Source organism: Candidatus Acidiferrales bacterium, from assembly GCA_035515795.1.
Classification (GTDB): Bacteria; Bacteroidota; Ignavibacteria; order Kryptoniales; family JAKASW01; genus JAKASW01.
This window is the reverse complement of sequence record DATJAY010000020.1, coordinates 95,232-112,033: the sequence shown is the minus strand read 5'-3', so window position 1 is coordinate 112,033 and position 16,802 is coordinate 95,232. Positions and strand designations below refer to the sequence as shown.

The 16,802-nt window shown below is 47.2% G+C and carries 12 protein-coding genes and 3 tRNA genes; 4 read left to right on the top strand and 11 right to left on the bottom strand.

Annotation, left to right across the window (positions count from 1 at the left end; all coding sequences use genetic code 11):
- Positions 1-67: 67 nt before the first annotated feature.
- The 3 genes from VLX91_09395 to VLX91_09385 all read right to left on the bottom strand — a co-directional run bounded on the left by VLX91_09395 (position 68) and on the right by VLX91_09385 (position 573).
- Positions 68-139 (bottom strand) — tRNA-Cys (locus VLX91_09395).
- Between the two features lie 110 nt (positions 140-249).
- A tRNA-Gly gene (locus VLX91_09390) sits at positions 250-322 on the bottom strand.
- Positions 323-498: 176 nt separating this feature from the next.
- A tRNA-Pro gene (locus tag VLX91_09385) sits at positions 499-573 on the bottom strand.
- Positions 574-827: 254 nt separating this feature from the next.
- Here VLX91_09385 and tilS point away from each other — a divergent pair.
- The 4 genes from tilS (at position 828) to VLX91_09365 (ending at position 5,558) form a co-directional block, all read left to right on the top strand.
- Positions 828-2,204: a tRNA lysidine(34) synthetase TilS gene (tilS, locus tag VLX91_09380; protein HUI30418.1), complete on the top strand. Its 1,377-nt coding sequence runs from the start codon at positions 828-830 to the stop codon at positions 2,202-2,204.
- The gene (hpt, locus tag VLX91_09375) at positions 2,185-2,742 is read left to right on the top strand and encodes a hypoxanthine phosphoribosyltransferase (protein ID HUI30417.1); all 558 of its coding nucleotides are present in this window, start codon (positions 2,185-2,187) and stop codon (positions 2,740-2,742) included. The genes tilS and hpt overlap by 20 nt, the downstream gene beginning before the upstream one ends.
- A 15-nt stretch (positions 2,743-2,757) precedes the next feature.
- Positions 2,758-4,806 carry an ATP-dependent zinc metalloprotease FtsH gene (gene ftsH, locus VLX91_09370; GenBank protein ID HUI30416.1) on the top strand — a complete coding sequence of 683 codons (2,049 nt, stop codon included), beginning with the start codon at positions 2,758-2,760 and terminating at the stop codon, positions 4,804-4,806.
- A 401-nt stretch (positions 4,807-5,207) separates the two neighbouring features.
- Positions 5,208-5,558: a hypothetical protein gene (locus VLX91_09365; protein HUI30415.1), complete on the top strand. Its 351-nt coding sequence runs from the start codon at positions 5,208-5,210 to the stop codon at positions 5,556-5,558.
- Positions 5,559-5,586: 28 nt separating this feature from the next.
- Here the strand turns inward: VLX91_09365 and VLX91_09360 are convergent, their stop codons facing one another.
- The 8 genes from VLX91_09360 to VLX91_09325 all read right to left on the bottom strand — a co-directional run bounded on the left by VLX91_09360 (position 5,587) and on the right by VLX91_09325 (position 16,760).
- Positions 5,587-6,183: a DNA-3-methyladenine glycosylase gene (locus VLX91_09360; protein HUI30414.1), complete on the bottom strand. Its 597-nt coding sequence runs from the start codon at positions 6,181-6,183 to the stop codon at positions 5,587-5,589.
- Positions 6,184-6,208: 25 nt separating this feature from the next.
- Complete coding sequence (gene ruvB / locus VLX91_09355) at positions 6,209-7,300, bottom strand: Holliday junction branch migration DNA helicase RuvB (GenBank protein HUI30413.1); 1,092 nt, start codon at positions 7,298-7,300, stop codon at positions 6,209-6,211.
- A 66-nt stretch (positions 7,301-7,366) separates the two neighbouring features.
- The gene (locus VLX91_09350) at positions 7,367-9,559 is read right to left on the bottom strand and encodes an adenylate/guanylate cyclase domain-containing protein (GenBank protein HUI30412.1); all 2,193 of its coding nucleotides are present in this window, start codon (positions 9,557-9,559) and stop codon (positions 7,367-7,369) included.
- A gap of 154 nt (positions 9,560-9,713) precedes the next feature.
- Positions 9,714-12,110: a hypothetical protein gene (locus tag VLX91_09345; protein HUI30411.1), complete on the bottom strand. Its 2,397-nt coding sequence runs from the start codon at positions 12,108-12,110 to the stop codon at positions 9,714-9,716.
- Positions 12,111-12,256: 146 nt separating this feature from the next.
- The gene (locus tag VLX91_09340) at positions 12,257-12,949 is read right to left on the bottom strand and encodes a FecR family protein (protein ID HUI30410.1); all 693 of its coding nucleotides are present in this window, start codon (positions 12,947-12,949) and stop codon (positions 12,257-12,259) included.
- Between the two features lie 10 nt (positions 12,950-12,959).
- Complete coding sequence (locus tag VLX91_09335; GenBank protein ID HUI30409.1) at positions 12,960-14,027, bottom strand: hypothetical protein; 1,068 nt, start codon at positions 14,025-14,027, stop codon at positions 12,960-12,962.
- A 194-nt stretch (positions 14,028-14,221) separates the two neighbouring features.
- Positions 14,222-15,523 (bottom strand): RIP metalloprotease RseP, encoded by a 1,302-nt coding sequence (gene rseP / locus VLX91_09330; GenBank protein ID HUI30408.1) that lies wholly within the window; start codon positions 15,521-15,523, stop codon positions 14,222-14,224.
- Positions 15,524-15,593: 70 nt separating this feature from the next.
- The gene (locus VLX91_09325) at positions 15,594-16,760 is read right to left on the bottom strand and encodes a 1-deoxy-D-xylulose-5-phosphate reductoisomerase (protein ID HUI30407.1); all 1,167 of its coding nucleotides are present in this window, start codon (positions 16,758-16,760) and stop codon (positions 15,594-15,596) included.
- Positions 16,761-16,802: the final 42 nt, after the last annotated feature.

The window sequence follows — 16,802 nt, the reverse complement described above, 5'->3', positions numbered from 1 at the left end:
TCCAAAGGACCACTTTGGAGCAGGAGGATGGGGGCTTACGCCGGAGCCGAATTGAATTCCGGCGGAGAGGCGACGGGCGGATTCGAACCGCCGCATAAAGGTTTTGCAGACCTCTCCCTTACCACTTGGGTACGTCGCCAGATTTTTGCTCATAGTTCATGACTCACAGCTCGTGGTAAGGCATTTCAAATACAATAAACAAAATTGTTTCCCTATGAGCTATGAACTGTCAGCCATGAGCTATTGTCGAGCGGGAAACGGGACTCGAACCCGCGACATCAACCTTGGCAAGGTTGCGCTCTACCAACTGAGCTATTCCCGCACTTGCGTGCCAAATTACTTCAATGAACAGACACGTTCCGGTAAAAATATAGCCGAGGTGGGAAAAAAAATCAAGCTGAACGTTAAGCAAACAACTCAGGTCCGACGAATTCTCAGCCGGAGCCAGTCCGCCCTCGGCACAGAATCCTCGACCTCATTCCATCTTTAATCTTTTTGTCGGGGCGGAGGGATTCGAACCCACGACCCCTTGGTCCCAAACCAAGTGCTCTAACCGGACTGAGCCACGCCCCGAATTCTTCTGACAAAAGTTAAAGAACTTTGTATCGTCTTAGAGTGTAACGTCCGACCCGCGGCTTTGGCACCAAAGGCACCACGCTCCGGCCGGGCTGCACCTCGCGAACCAATAATATAACTCATCTGCCTTTCAATGAAAAGGGGGTTGTATCATGGTCGAAAATTGCAATTGATGCGTGCGAGTTATAACTTTTTTGAAAAAACCGGCCCTCAGTTCAGGAGATTCGTGAGGGTTTCGAAAAGAATAAGTTATGCTGCGCGATTTCTTTAATAGGTTCGAGAACTACATCAGAAAGCACCAGCTCGTCTCCGAGAACGACAAGATCATCGTGAGCGTCTCTGGCGGAATAGACTCCACCGTGCTCCTGGATCTGATGATGGAGTTGAAGAACCGCATGCAAATGCAAATCGCCGTCGCACATATCAATCACAAGCTCCGCGGCAGTGAATCCGAAGAAGATGAAAAGTTCGTAAAGGACCTGGCGGAGAGCAGCGGGATCGAGTGCTTCGTGCATGGGGTTGACACACGGGCGTTTATCATAGAACACAAAACATCGCTTCAAGCCGGTGCGCGAGAAATCCGTTACAAATTTCTAGAAACGGTTATGATATTGAAGAATTTTACAAGGATCGCCACTGCGCACAATGCAAACGATAACGCCGAAACCATGTTATTTAATCTGCTGCGCGGCTCGGGCGCCAACGGTCTCGGAGGAATTCCGGTAAAACGAGGACATATAATCAGACCTCTTCTGTTTGCGGAACGGAAAGAGATAGAACAATATGCGAGATTAAAAAGTCTCAAGTACCGTGAAGATTCGTCAAACATAAAAAATTATTACATGCGCAACGTAATCCGCCATTCGACAATCCCTCAGATTCAAGAAAAGATCAATCCTGCGGTAATCGCCACACTTAATCGAACCGCTGAAATTTTTCAGGAGATGAACTCATTCATAAGCAACGAGGTGAAGCTTCTCTATTCCAGCGTGGCGAAGAATTTCGAAGGGGAGAAGCTCGTTCTGGATATTTTCAAACTGAAAAACACTCTTCTCTTCATCCGCGAAAACATGATCATGGCGGCACTGAAGGAATTTGTCCGGGGAGAAGTAGACTACAACAAAGTCCACGCCGTCATGGACCTGATAAACTCCGAAACGGGGAGTTCAATAGAATTAGGGAGCGATGTCGTCGTATTCAGAGACAGGTATAATCTGGTCTTCATAAAGAATCCGAAAGAGCCCGCGGACTTCGTCGCCGAAATAATTCCCGGGAAGAAATATGAGTTTGAAGAGTTTTACCTTAACACCGAAGTTGTCGAAAAAGGCGAAGTCAACTTTTCGCTTTCTCCGGTTGTTGAATTTGTTGATGCGGACAATGCAGGAGATGCCCTTACGCTTCGGAGCTGGCACCCCGGAGATTCGTTTACGCCGCTCGGAATGAAGGGCCACAAAAAAATCAGCGATTTTCTGGTGGATCAGAAAATCCCTATCTATCAGAAAAATAATGTGTTGGTGTTGTCAGGCAAGGATGGAATAATCTGGGTATGCGGGCTGAGAGTTGACGACAGGTTTAAGATTACGGAAAAAACAAGGAGAGTATTGAAACTTGAGTTCGGTTATAAATGAAAAAGTTGTAACAATAAACAACGAACGATTTCGTCTTTTTATCTCAGAGGATGAGATTCAAAAACGAGTAGAAGAGCTTGCAAAAGAAATAGAGCGCGACTATTCCGGTCAAACGCCGATTTTCATTGGAATCCTTAACGGAGCTTTCATATTCTTTTCCGATTTGATACGCAGGGTGGATTTAGACTGCGAGATAGATTTTTTTAAACTTTCAAGCTACGGCGATGCTAAGATCTCTTCCGGGAATGTGAAACTTTTAAAGGACTTGAATTGTCAGGTTACGGGAAGGGATATAATCATCGTCGAGGACATAATCGACTCAGGTATATCAATAGGTTTCATAAAACAGCTCATTATGAAACAGAACCCGCGATCTTTTGCCGTTGTTACGCTTCTCTACAAGAGTGATTGCGTTAGAATCGATTTTAAAGTAGATTATATAGGTTTTCAAATTCCCAACCATTTCGTAGTCGGCTATGGACTGGATTACGCACAGAAAGCTAGAAATTTGAGATCGATATATATTTTAGATAAATAGGCGATAGGAGTTTTGATGCCGAATCCACAAAACGATAGAAACAAAAATGGCAATCTAAGAAGAAGGCCTCCGAACCTCAAGAGGAAGTCGAGTCAGCAGCCTGAAGACGACTTCAATTGGAGAACGGGCCGGATCATAATTGGGTGGGCGGCGATAATTCTCGCGGTTTTCCTGGTCATGACCCTTTTTAGGGGAAGTGATAACCAGGAAACGGAAATTACTTACACACAGTACCAGACACTTTTAGATTCCGGACTAATAAAGGAAGCGATCATAAAAAAATCGGACATAAACAATTTCGACTTCCACGGCACGCTGAAAGAACCGACGGAGATCACGACTGATGCTGGAAAGAGGATCAAGATTGAAAAGTTCATCGTATTCCTGCCCCAGGCCGCCGATCCAAACGTCGTTGCTCAATGGCAGAAGGAAGGTGTGAAATTCAATTTCGTCAAAGAAAGCGACCAGTGGGTGAACGGTCTGATCAGTTTCCTGCCGTGGATTTTCCTTGGGGCGATCTGGCTGATTTTCATGCGGCGAATGCAGGGAAACAGCACCAAAGGAATCTTCAGCTTCGGCAAGAGCCGCGCTAAACTCATGACTGAAAGTCAGGTAAAAGTAACGTTCCATGACGTTGCAGGCGCCGACGAAGCAAAGGAGGAGCTCGGGGAGATCATAGAGTTTCTTAAGGAGCCGGCGAAATTTCAGCGGTTAGGTGGAAAAATTCCGCGCGGTGTTCTTCTGCTTGGTCCTCCCGGTACGGGCAAAACGCTTTTAGCAAGGGCTGTGGCAGGAGAAGCCGGTGTTCCATTCTTCTCGATCAGCGGTGCCGACTTCGTCGAGATGTTCGTAGGTGTCGGAGCAAGCCGCGTCCGCGACCTTTTCGATACGGCAAAGAAAAATGCGCCCTGCATAGTCTTCATAGATGAAATTGACGCAGTCGGAAGGCACCGCGGCGCAGGTCTCGGAGGAGGTCACGACGAACGCGAGCAGACTTTGAATCAGCTCCTCGTGGAGATGGATGGCTTCGAGCAAAACAGCGGCGTCATAATAATTGCTGCCACAAACCGGCCTGACGTTCTTGATCCTGCTCTCCTTCGTCCCGGACGATTTGACCGCCAGGTTGTAGTCGATAGACCGGACGTTAAAGGAAGAGAAGGGATTCTGAAGGTTCACACGCGGAATATTCCATTGTCTGCTGAAGTGGACTTAAGCATTCTCGCGAAGGAAACGCCCGGGTTTGCCGGAGCAGATCTCGCGAATCTTGTCAATGAGGCTGCCTTGTTAGCGGCCCGAAGAAACAGCTCAAGCGTATCGATGGCGGATATGGAAGAGGCAAAAGACAAAGTCATGATGGGACCGGAGCGGAAGAGCACGATCATTTCCGACGAAGAGAAAAAAGTAACCGCATACCATGAATCCGGACACGTGCTCGTTGCGAAGATGGTTCCTGAGGCGGACCCCGTCCACAAAGTGACCATCATACCGCGAGGAAGAGCTCTTGGTGTGACTACATATCTTCCCATCGACGAGAAGCATACGTATTCCCGCGAATATCTTATGGCCATGATAACTTATGCGCTCGGTGGACGCGCGGCGGAGAAAATTATTTTCAACAAGTTCACTACCGGCGCGGGGAACGATATCGAGAAGGCAACCAATATCGCCCGCAAGATGGTCTGTGAATGGGGAATGAGCGACACACTTGGTCCGTTGACGTGGGGAGAAAATGAGCAGGAAATTTTCCTCGGACGTGAAATTACAAAACATAGAAATTACAGCGAAAAGACCGCGATCGAGATCGACAGTGAGATAAGATCAATCGTCCTGATGTGTATGGGTCGGGCGGAGAATATAATCAACAACCACAAAGATGCATTAGACAGACTTGCAGCGGCGTTGCTCGAGCGTGAGATACTTGATGCGGATGAGATCGGCAAGGCAATAAAAGGCGAGGAGCTTCCCCCGTTCGTCAAACCGAATGGCAACGGAACGCAGCCCGAAGAATCCCGAATGGATGGAAGCCAATCGGGACAGACCACAACAACTTCCACCAAAAGTTAAGAAGAATCATCGAGCCGCTTCAAAATCAAAATCATCCGAGACATGACGCACCTTCCGGAGGACTGGATAATCTGACCGAACAAACCGCACTCAGAGACAATGTAAATTTCAGAGCAGAACTCGTCAGAAAGGCGATCCACCTCTTCTCTCTTTCGATCCCTGTCGTTTATTATTTCATTTCAAAAGAGGCGGCTCTGATAATCCTCGTACCGCTAACCATAATTTTCATTATTGCAGACCTGGCACGATACGAAGTTCCGATTTTCTCCGGATTCTTCTACAGGTTTTTCGGATTCCTTCTTCGCAGGCATGAAGTCGACGAGAAGAAGCACGCGCTGAACGGCGCAACATTCATGTTGATCTCCGCTGTAATTTGCGTGGCAATATTTCCGAAGTATGTCATGATAAACAGTTTTCCCGTTTTGATTCTCAGCGACGCTGCATCGGCGGTTTTCGGAAAGAGATTTGGAAAGCACAGAATTTTCCCGGCCCGAAATGTGCCGAAAAGTTACGAAGGCTCTTTTGCATTTATAGTTGCGGGTATGGTGGCCGTCGCTCTGACACCAAAAATAAATTATTCGGCTGTTGAATATTTGATCGGCACGGCTTCGGTTGTGGTCGCGTCGTTCGCCGAAGTCCTGTCTTACAGCATCGTGGACGACAATATCGCTATCCCGATTTCGTTCGGTCTTACAATGTGGGCGCTTTACGTGATATTCCTTCCCCAGCTCAACTTGTTCTTCCTGGGATAAGATCAGAAGAGACTGCCATATATCTATTTTAGCGCTTGCTCACGAACTCATTCCCCCTTAAGAAAAATCTCCATTCCTTATCTGTTCCGACCTTGATTCCAATTCTCGTGGAGCACTCAATGTCTTTTTTCCCGACAACGAATCCATCATCCGCGATAAAAAAATTTTTGCAGTCCAGTTTGACTCCATTCAATTTGCGGTCGATCTTCATCGCCTGACAAAGCTTTGCAGGACCGTTTGTCAGATTTGTGATGACATCTGTCCCCCTGAACTTTTTCATCACTTCGATTCCATCCAGCGGCTCCAGAGCCCGCACGAGGAGTGCCGCAGGAAATCCTTTCTTGCCGGTGACAATATTGAAACAGAAATGCATGCCATAGGTGAAATAAACATAAGAGAGCCCGCCGTCTTCGAACATGACCTTGTTTCTTTCAGTCATTCCGTTCGCCGCGTGGCTCGCAGGATCATTTCCTATGTAGGCTTCGATTTCGACAATCCTGCCAGACAGCATTTTTCCGCGGATTTTCCGGACAAGGACTTTGCCGAGAATTTCCGGGACTAATTCAAGAGTGTCTCTTTGGAAAAATTTCGGCGGGAGAGGGGGATAATTCTTGATTTTGGACAAATAAAATCTGCTTACCGTTTGCTTCTCACTGCTTGGTCAACCCATCTATCTCCGTTTGTGAAGAAGGGGCCGTTTTCTTCTTGTTCAAAAGCTCATAAGCTCTTTCCGTAGCTTCCCTCCCTCTCAAAGTCCGTCTCAAATAGCCTTTTTGCAGCAGGAAAGGTTCATAAACTTCTTCGAGTGTTCCGCTGTCTTCGCTCACCACCGCTGCTATGGCACTTACACCGACCGGCCCACCCTTGTAGAAATCTATTACCGTCGACAAAATCTTTTTGTCCATTTCGTCGAGCCCGGTCTTGTCAACTTCCAGGCGGTCGAGCGCATCCCGTGCGGTTTCGACATCGATTCTGTTTTTCCCCTTTACATCCGCAAAATCCCTCGTCCGCCGCAAAAGGCGATTCGCTATTCTAGGCGTGCCACGGCTGCGCCTCGCGATTTCAAAAGCGGCATCTTCTTCAATCGGAACTTTCAAAATGGCCGCCGAACGATTGACAATTTTCTTAAGCTCTCCGTCTTCATAATATTCGAGTCGTTCAATAATGCCGAACCTTGACCTGAAAGGGTTGCTTAGAAGTCCAGCGCGCGTCGTGGCCGCAACAAGGGTGAACGGCTTCAAATCAAGCTGGACGTTGCGTGCACCGGGCCCGCGATCAACGACAATCGAGAGCCGGTAATCTTCCATGGCGCCGTACAGAATTTCTTCCACAGCCGGCGGCATCCTGTGGACTTCGTCGATAAATAAGACAACACCTGTCTCCAGCGAGGTCAATATTCCCGCGAGGTCTCCCGGTTTTTCTAAAGACGGACCTGTCGTGGAAACGATCTCCGATTGAAGTTCGTTTGCGATGATATTCGCCAAGGTGGTCTTCCCCAATCCCGGCGGCCCCATCAACAAGACGTGATCAAGAGATTCTTTCCTTTTTCTTGCAGCCTCGATGAAAACGCGCAGCTTCTCTACAATCTTCTTCTGACCGACAAAGTCGTTCAGTAGCTTAGGTCTAAGTGCTCTATCGAATTTTACATCGTCTCCCGCTTGACTCGGCGCTGCAGGCCTTTCGGACGCCGCTCCCGATTTAACTTTGCTCTTCGCTCTTTGCTCTTTCCGATCGGTTTTCATGAAATCAATTTAAACGGCAGGCGATTGAGACACAACGACAATCGCCATAACCTGTCTGCAGCCTGTTTATTTCGTCTCCATGACAAACACGCCGTTCCAATCATCGGGAGGCGGATCAATTTCATAAACCTTGCTTCGTTCGAGGTACATTTCGGAAGGATAATCGGATGGATCCAATGAAATCACCTTCTCGAAGAAGTCTGCCGCGGCTCCCCACTCCCGGTTCCTGTACTTTGAAATCCCGAAGCAATAGAGATCCACAAGCTCTTTCTCTTCTTTGCTTACGCTTTCAATTTTATCCGACAATAGCTCATATATTTTTACGGGACGCGTCTTCCCTTTCACGACTATCAAATCCAATTCACGCGCAAAGACCTTTTCTTTGACCAGCTCGTGGGTAAACTCGCTTAGAAGAATCTTCGTCCTGTAGAATTTGTTCGCACCCTCGAGGCGGGAAGCCAAATTAACATTGTCCCCGATCACCGTATAATCGAAACGCTCTTTCCCTCCCACGTTTCCAACAACCATCTCGCCGGAATTAATTCCAATCCTGAAATCCAGCAAAGGTTTCCCCTCCTTGGTCCACCTTGAATGAAGCTCGCCCAATTTTCTCGTCATCTCCATCGCAGTCTGGCAGGCACGAAAGGCATGATCCTTAAGCTCGATCGGCGCTCCCCAAAATGCTATGATGGCATCACCGATGTATTTGTCCAGTGTGCCGCTGTATTGGAAAATCGTCCCGGTCATTTCTGTCAGGTACTCATTCAGGTGGGCGACCAGCTCTTCGGGAGAAAGTTTTTCACTGACACCTGTGAAATCGGCTATGTCGGAAAAAAGGACGCTCATCGTTTTTTTCTCTCCGCCCAATCTAACAAGCTCGGGATTATCGACTAACTGATTCACGACAGATGGATCGACGTATCTGCTGAAGATTGATTTGATAGCGGCCTTCTGCCGACGTTCCGAAACATATTGGTAAACAACCGTACCGACATAACCGAAAACATAACCAAGGACCGGATAAATGACATCCAAAACAATTCTTTGTCTGTCAAAGAACAAAAATGCTGCCTGAAACGATATGAAGATAACTGCGATCGTAGCGAGCAACGGTATGAAGATTACCAGCAACATTCTCGAACGCTGCGCGGACTTAAATACAAATGAGGTCAATGCAATCAGGAATGCGCCTATGAACATCTCGGCGAGATCCATGATTGCATCCGAGCGTCTCAGAAAATCCCCATCGAGAACAGTTTCTATGGCCGCCGCGTGAACTTCGACTCCGTAAGCGAGATTATTCTCCCCCAGAGTGAACGAGATCGGCATCAGGTCATGAGATTCGGGAGAGAATGCGCCTACCAAAACGATCTTATCTTTAAACAGCCCGGCGTCTTTCAAATCATAGTATGCGTTTATTTCAATACCAGCTTCCTTTTCGTCTTTCGTAGTGAACGAAGAATCATCCAGAACTTGCCACATATCATATCTTGGGAAGATCCTTCCCGACGGCCCGGGGTAATTTATGAGCATCGACGTCTCGTCGTATTTGGGAATCTCAAGATTTCCGATTTCGAAATATCTCTCATGATTGACAGCCAGCTGATTTCCCAATCCTAAATATTGCGACAGGACTGCAAACGCAAACGACGGAATAAATTTGTATTTCCCCTGACCTGCCTGGATCTCAACGATCGGACGATACCTGCGATAAACTCCGTCAAGATCGTTCTCTACGAACACCATCCCTAATGAGCTGTCTGCTCCCGCGAAAATATTGTGATAAAAATCCTCGCTCTTCAGGATCTTGTATTTCTCGCTGCTCTCGATCTCGCTTCTCACAGCCAATACCACACCTTTGTATTTTCGCAGCGCATCGGAAAAAATCTTATCATCCCCCGGTATCCGGGATGAGTCTTCAAACAGGATATCGATCCCTACGGCTTTTGCTCCCGCATCAAAAAGGTTCTTGATCATTCGCGCATAGTACCAGTGCGGGAACGGGAAGCCTGCGGGAAGCGCCTCTGATGATTGATCGGTTATCCCGACAATCACCACCTTCGAAGAGTCTTTGATGTCCATTGCCCCGCGGTGCTCGAAACGCTGATCGAGTGTCTTCATTTGTGCAGTCTCAAGAAATGAAATCTCCATGGGGATGCCTCTTGAAAGGAGGAAGGCGAGGGCTGATGAGGCCGCGGCAATGACCAGAGGCAAGATCAATTTTCGCGTCTTAGAAAATCCGCCGAGAGCCTTAATCATTATTTAAACCATAATCAAAAAGAATCTTAACTGCAACCACTGGAAAGTGCCGCGAAGAAAAATTGTGGTTCAAGCAAACAAAGTTGACGTGACTTTTCAATCTCTGCGGTCAGGAACAATTTCGAATCGGGTCCAAAGGTCCATCCCGATAGAGTCAAAAATCCACGGCATAGATAAGCGACCCGACAAAGTCGTTCGAGCCTGTTACGGCAAGATAATTTAGATTCAGGTTCAACGACTGAGATTTTGCCACCTTGTAACTCGCAGTCACTGCAAACATGTTTCTCGAAAATGAGCCGAAAGTCGGAGTATAGCTCGCGCCGACGACAAGCTGGTTCTCCAACAAGCCGTACGTGCCGCCGAATGTTATGAAGGTATAATTGAATGCCCCGCCGATTACTGCCGTGTCCTTCGGTGAAGTCTTGTTCCCGTTTATGTTGAACCCTATCGTGGTCTTCAGCGGCATGTCCCCGAAATCCGAGTTGAGCAGAAATGCAAAGTTGAAATCACTCAGATTAGTGCCTGAGAAAGTGTGGTCGTTTGTATTGCTTATTCCGAAATCAACCGTCAGATAATGTTTGATAACGTAATTAAAACCATAGCTGGACTGCACGTAGTACCTTATCGTCGCATTGTCTACGGCATAACTGGAATCTAGCGGAACCGGATTCGAGTTTGAATAAGAAGAGACCCCGAGTGTAATGCTTGGCATGTCGATGGTCGGGAAGTACGAAGCGGCAACGTTAGTGTTAATAAAATGCGTTGTGGCAAATTTTTGTTTCTGCAGATTGTCGAAAAGGTTCTCATAGTAAATCGAAAGTATGATCCGGTTCGAATAAAGGCGCGGCCTCAATGCGACATTCAAGCCTCGGATATCCGTCCGGATATACATTTGACCGAACGAGGTGTAATCGGGACCGCGATAGACATATCCTATCTTTGCAAATGTGTTGAAATAGTTCAAGCTTAGATTGGCATCCCAGGCAAGAGAAGAAAGCTTTGATGGATCGAGTGGAACGAGAAATTCATTTATCGTGATGAAGCTCGAGAGAGTCGACAGCGGAATAAAATTGTTGATCTGGTCGCCTGCATTAGATTGAGAAATCGAGTCGATGTCGGCCGCGGTTCGATTTCCCGCGGCGATATTCTGATTGACCATGCTCATTGCACCTTCCGCGAGAAGATTTATCCTGTGGTCGTCGAAATTCATGGAAAAATCGGAGCCGAGCACGAGATTCTGGCTGGGATCTTTTCCGAGGCCGATCGAACCCGCTGCGTCTGAAGATTTCAGATACGTCAATCCGAGCTGCGCATGGCTCCCGAAATCGAACGAGGGCCGGATCGCAAAAAGATTCCTGCTGTAGGTGCCGTAGTTGACATTAACGTAAGTCAAACTATCCAATTTGATATAGCTGGTGACCGGCGGAGTCGACACGGTGTCCAGATATTGTCCATCAACTCTCCTTATTGTTTGCCCGTAAGCCGCTTCAAGGTTGAAGAAACCGACAGAAAGTTCCCCGGAAACTCCACGTACGCGCATCCCGTTCATTATCAACGGACTGAATGCCGGATAGCTGTCACCTAACTTTAAGCTTAACCATGAAGTGTTTGCATATAATGCATATTTATCCTGAGGCTGACGATATGATTTTTCTTCCGAAGTAAGGTGGAGATTCACTCCTACACCGACGCCGTAGCCATTGCCTCCGAAATTTAGATCTCCGCGGTTGTACCATGTTGAGCTTCCCGAGATATTCTCGTCTCTCAGCTCGATTTGACCCCGTCCTCTGTAAGAAATTATTTCTTCAGCCGTCCGTCCTGCCGGTGACGTTATGAAGAAACTCCATTCGAGACTGTCGTACTCAGTTCCGTCGGTCTTGTGAAGCACTACTCGCGCCGTATGAATACCGCCGGCTATTTCCACAGGGAACTTCGACAGCGAGTAAACAATGATATCGCCGCTCACGACCGCATCCGCCGTTACGTCTATGCCGTCAAGGTACAACTGAGTTTTGGTTCGATCCACATAATCAGGAGCATAAAGCATCGAAGCCGCAATCATCAGGTCATTTATGTCCAGCTTCTGATTCCTTTCGGGACTTATGACAAGAATATTCTGTTGAGATTCGGGCTGGCTGACGGTGAAGCGGACAGGAGTCTCAGTAGGATTCTCGGACGGATAAGTCTCACTTGTACCATCCTGCATGGTTATCCTTATGTAGACTTCGACATAAGGACTCACCACATAGTCGGCGGGAACAACGCCGTTCAACGTCATCGTTGTTTCATCGAGGCTCATTTCCGTTTGTTGAAAATCTGATGACAAATCGTTACGGTAAAACAATATCGATTGTGATATGCCGGAAAGGCTCTTGACGTTTGCCTTAACCTTCAAGGCTTCATTCTCGGCCGGCTGAGAAGCGGCTACGATATTGATGATCTGACCCTGTTGAGCATAAGACGAACCTGGAAATAGAAATAAGACAACTGTAAAAGATGTGACCAAGACGCGACACAAAGAATCCCCGCCGCGGTAAATGAAAATTTTCAAGATGCCTCCTCGGTAAAAATTCTTCTATGATTTAAAGACAATCTCTCCCGCTCCAACAAGCGCCCCATCCCGAAGCATTAATAATTTCATACGGGACATCGGATTGTTTAATTGAATCGAGCGCCTTCGCCAAAAGCAGGACACGACTATTGCTGGGTCTCGATAATAACCTCGTGCAGCTTTCCGTCGCTTCCCAGGAACCATACCTCAAGTTTATGCTGCTGCTGGTTGAATTGGTTATCCAGCTGTGACAGTCTGTTCAGATCTTCTTGAGTAGATTGATGAACGTCTATCCCTCCGTCTTTTGACGACTCTCCGGTTTGACCAGCACTTACATCGATAGTCTTGTTTGAAAACTTGTTTGTGAATTGCACGAGTCCTTCGACTATCGTGAGAAAATCCGTCCCATCCATTTGCACAGTCACCACTCCTTCCGTACCCCGGATAGATGCGACGCTCGTTGGGGTGGTGAATTCAAATTGACCATTTGTCCTCTTCGTCATCGTGAAGCCGACATCGCCGCTGCTGACGTTGGCACTCTGCGGATTCTTGTCGCCGTAGATTTGCACCTCGGCGTTCGAACCCAGACGAAGAGTACTCGCATCATTGAATTTCACCAGGGTGAATGATTCCTTTTCAGTTCTAACGAAATTGCCCGGGTAAATAAAATCGCCTTTCTTTGCCTGGACCCATTGATCGGTAGAATCTTTTTTCTCAACGGTGTTTTTTACAACCCAGAACAAGGCGATGTTGCTGTTCGAAGGAGTCGCCACCATGAAAGCGATCGATGCAACGAATGCAAATAATGCAATCGCAAAAATCGAATTATGTTTTTTCATTTGCGTCTCCTCACTGAATGGTAACATTGGTAATTTTAGATTTATCCATGTTTTGAAGGATGTCGATCAAATCCTGTATGTTGAGCGAACTTCCATCGTACGAAGAATTGCCGTTCAACGTCGTGATCTGATTTAGCAAGCTTTGATATTGAGTCCCGTTCAAAAGATTCTGGAGCGCCTTTGTTGCCGCTACATTATCCACGCCGGCTCCACCAGTCGTATCAATTCCACCGACGGTGAAATCCCAGATATCGCTCCGTGTCCCGTTTCCTCTTGTCGAAGATGGCGGGATATCAACGAACCAATAATAAGTCTTGCCGTTTTCCAATGGCCTTACTGCTGCACCGGAAGGTGGATAGTTGAACGAGCTGCCTGCCACTGTTTGCTGCAGGAAAGGTACTCCGGAGACTACATCCTGCGGGCTCTGCTGGCTTGGCAACTTTTCGTAGATAGATAATATCACGGTGTCGGAGTTTGCGGACCATTGAAAATGCGGGAAGAGAGTTGTGACGTTTTCTCCCTCAATAGGAATGACGAGATCGATCCGACTTGGATTGGTAACGATAATATCTCCTGCCGCGTCGTTTGAAACCTGGTTGCCGCTTACATCAAAACAAGTCAACTTAAACTCATAGACGCCAGCGGGAGCCTTACCCGTTGCCAATGCAACGTCTCTGATGCGGTCGAACTGACTTTGATCGAAAGAATAGCTGTCAAATTGTATCGGTGGGGTGGGGCCTGATAAATCAACATTGGTTATGACTTTTAGTTGTCCCGGATTCAATGTAAGCGGTGTGGTTGTACCCTGAGCGACCTGGAAAGGGGTCTGCCCCACCAGAGTTACATTTACGGACAAATTAAGTTTCACCTGAATTGGGGTCGAGGCTTTCGATCGAAGTGTCGCGGTAAACAGAACACCGGAACTCTGTGCAATCTTGTTCTGGATGTCTAAATCTGCAATGTAGATTTGATTGTATTGTGGAACGTTGACGTCGAGATTAACGGAGTACTGTGCATGTGACTCAACGGCGGCGACAAACAATACGAAGATGAACAACCCAAGTTTAAGACAACGCATAAACACCTCTCTTTTCAAGGAAAATTTAAACACATCGAGTCAATTCACGCTTTGATGGATGTCACGCCTCAGCGCTGGCGCCTATTTGAAATTATTTACTTTACTATGAGGGCGAACAAACGTGATCAACCCTGGCACTCATGAATCTCGAAGCTGGCGCCCGAAAGCCGTTCGAGCTCCTGCGATGCATTAATTCAGAAGTGTACTATATCATTATAGATTACAAAGGCCATAAATAGCAATAGAAGCGCAAAGCCAACTTGCTGCGCAAACAATTTTATTTTTGCGGGGACTTCTTTTTTGAAAATCGATTCGTAGACAAGAAAGGCAAGATGTCCACCATCCAACGCAGGGACTGGAAGTATATTCAACACTGCAAGGCTTATGCTTAATAGCGCCATGAAACCGAGAAAAGCTCCTATGCCCATCTCGGCGCTCTGAGTCGCGAGCTGTGCAATCTTGATAGGGCCGCCGATCGACTTCGTGAATGAAACCTTTCCCGTTATCATCAGCCAAATAGATTTGACCAGAAGTCCCGTCGCGTCTACCGTCTGCATGAATCCGACAGGAACTGCTGACACCATATTGTAGCTATACTTTGTAACGGGCCCTGTATAGTGTCCACCAACCTGGATGCCGATCAGACTATCGGAATTGGGCATGACCTGAAACTGCTTATCTTCATTTCCCCGTCTTATTACGAGGTGAGCAAATTTTCCTTTATCTTTTTTTATATAATTACTGACCTGTGTATTAGCCGCGATCTCGTTTCCATCTATCGACAATATGATGTCCCCGGGTCGAAGTCCCGCTTTGTAAGCCGGCATATTGGGATCGACAACATCAATTTCCGCATTCATGTGATCCGGATAAATCCCGATTTGATCATCCGCCTTAGCCGAGCCCTTGGGAACAATTATTGTTCTGACCTGTCCACCGCGGTTGAGGGTAACCGCCAGCGGAGAGCCGACATTATCAATGTACAGATCCGCCTGAATATCCTGCCAGCTGTTCATCGCTTTGTTGTTGATCGCGATTAGTTTGTCGCCCGGTTGAAAGCCAAGTTTCGCCGCGACGGAGCTTGTATCGACAATACCTATCGTGGTTGAGGCAATGTATGATCTCCCGTTGACGAGACTTATCCCGTAGAAAATCAGAAACGTCAATAAGAAATTCATTATCACACCGGCAGAGACGACGATGATGCGCTGGTATATCGGCTTGGAGCGAAACTCGTTCGGCTGGGGAGGTTTGTCGAGGAATTCGGTATCAAAACTCTCATCGACCATTCCAGCGATTTTTACGTATCCCCCGATGGGTATCCATGATATGCAATAGTCCGTCTCTCCGATTTTCCTGCCGAAGGCGCGTGGGGGAAAACCGATCGAGAAGGTATCGACTTTCATTCCAAAACTTTTTGCAGCGATGAAATGACCGAACTCATGCACCAGGACGAGTACGCCAACAGTTATTATGAAATAGATTATGTATGTCATCAGTAATTCTGAGTTTTAGATTTCAAATGATCGAACGGGATCCTGATACTTACAATCCAACGCTAAAAATTTATGTATGTTCCGTATCGGAATAAACGAACAGCCTTGCTGCTCGATCGGCTTCGAATATTTCCTCGATGGCCGGAGAACTCTTTATTGGAATGGATTGAAGTCCTTCTTCGACGAGTGCGGCAATTTTAGTAAACTTTATCTTCCGTTGAAGGAATAAGTCTACGGCCGCCTCGTTTGCAGCGTTCAAAATTGCCGTTGCGGTTCCGCCCGCCCTGAGTGCTTCGTATGCCAGTTTTATCAGAGAAAATTTTTCCTCGTCCGGTTTCATGAATGTGAGCTGCGAAATTTTAGCGAAGTCGACCCTTTCATAATTTGACTTCACCCGTTCAGGATATGACAACGCGTATTGGATCGGGATCTTCATGTCCGGCATCCCGAGCTGAGCTTTTATCGAGCCGTCGACAAACTCTACCATGGAATGAATGACGGACTGTGGATGTATCACTATTTCAATTTTTTCCGCAGGGAGCCCGAAAAGATAATGCGCTTCTATGACTTCAAGACCCTTATTCATCAGAGTCGCAGAATCGATCGTGATTTTGTTCCCCATTTTCCATTTAGGGTGATTCAACGCCTCCTCGACCGTGACGTTTTCAAGTTCGCATTTGTCACGATTTAAAAAAGGACCGCCGGATGCGGTGAGAATAAGCCTCGCCACAGATTCCCTTCTTTCTCCGGATAAGCACTGCATAATTGCGCTATGTTCACTGTCGATAGGCAAAAGCGTCGTGTTACATCGTTTCACGGTCTCATTTACAATTTCACCGGCAACGACCATGGTCTCCTTGTTTGCAAGTGCAACCTTTTTCCCCGCGCGCAGTGCCTCCAAAGTAGGACGGAGCCCCACGAAGCCTACCAGTGAGCTGACCAGAATATCAAACTCGCCGCCGGCCATTATATCCATCAAGCCTTTTTCACCGGATAAAACTTTCAGCTTCTCTCCGTTCAGATAGGAGCAAAAACGGATTGCTTGTTGTTCATCTATTACCACAACTCCGACAGGCTTGTATGTCTTCACCTGCTGATATAGCAAGTCGATATTCTTATTCGCGACCAGATAAGCCACACGGTAGTCTTCGCCCTGCTCGTTCAAGCTGGAGATGACATCCAAACTGCTTCTGCCGATGGAGCCGGTGGAGCCAAGGATTGCAATTTCTTTTTTCATTGATGACTCTGCAAGTCAATTTAACCACGTCATTCCGGCAAA

Coding starts and splice junctions, on each gene's coding strand:
- ftsH (HUI30416.1), top strand. CDS start 2,758: ATGCCGAATCCACAAAACGATAGAAACAAAAATGGCAATCTAAGAAGA.
- tilS (HUI30418.1), top strand. CDS start 828: ATGCTGCGCGATTTCTTTAATAGGTTCGAGAACTACATCAGAAAGCAC.
- VLX91_09340 (HUI30410.1), bottom strand. CDS start 12,949: ATGAAAAAACATAATTCGATTTTTGCGATTGCATTATTTGCATTCGTT.
- VLX91_09325 (HUI30407.1), bottom strand. CDS start 16,760: ATGAAAAAAGAAATTGCAATCCTTGGCTCCACCGGCTCCATCGGCAGA.
- rseP (HUI30408.1), bottom strand. CDS start 15,523: ATGACATACATAATCTATTTCATAATAACTGTTGGCGTACTCGTCCTG.
- VLX91_09365 (HUI30415.1), top strand. CDS start 5,208: ATGATAAACAGTTTTCCCGTTTTGATTCTCAGCGACGCTGCATCGGCG.
- VLX91_09350 (HUI30412.1), bottom strand. CDS start 9,559: ATGATTAAGGCTCTCGGCGGATTTTCTAAGACGCGAAAATTGATCTTG.
- VLX91_09335 (HUI30409.1), bottom strand. CDS start 14,027: ATGCGTTGTCTTAAACTTGGGTTGTTCATCTTCGTATTGTTTGTCGCC.
- ruvB (HUI30413.1), bottom strand. CDS start 7,300: ATGAAAACCGATCGGAAAGAGCAAAGAGCGAAGAGCAAAGTTAAATCG.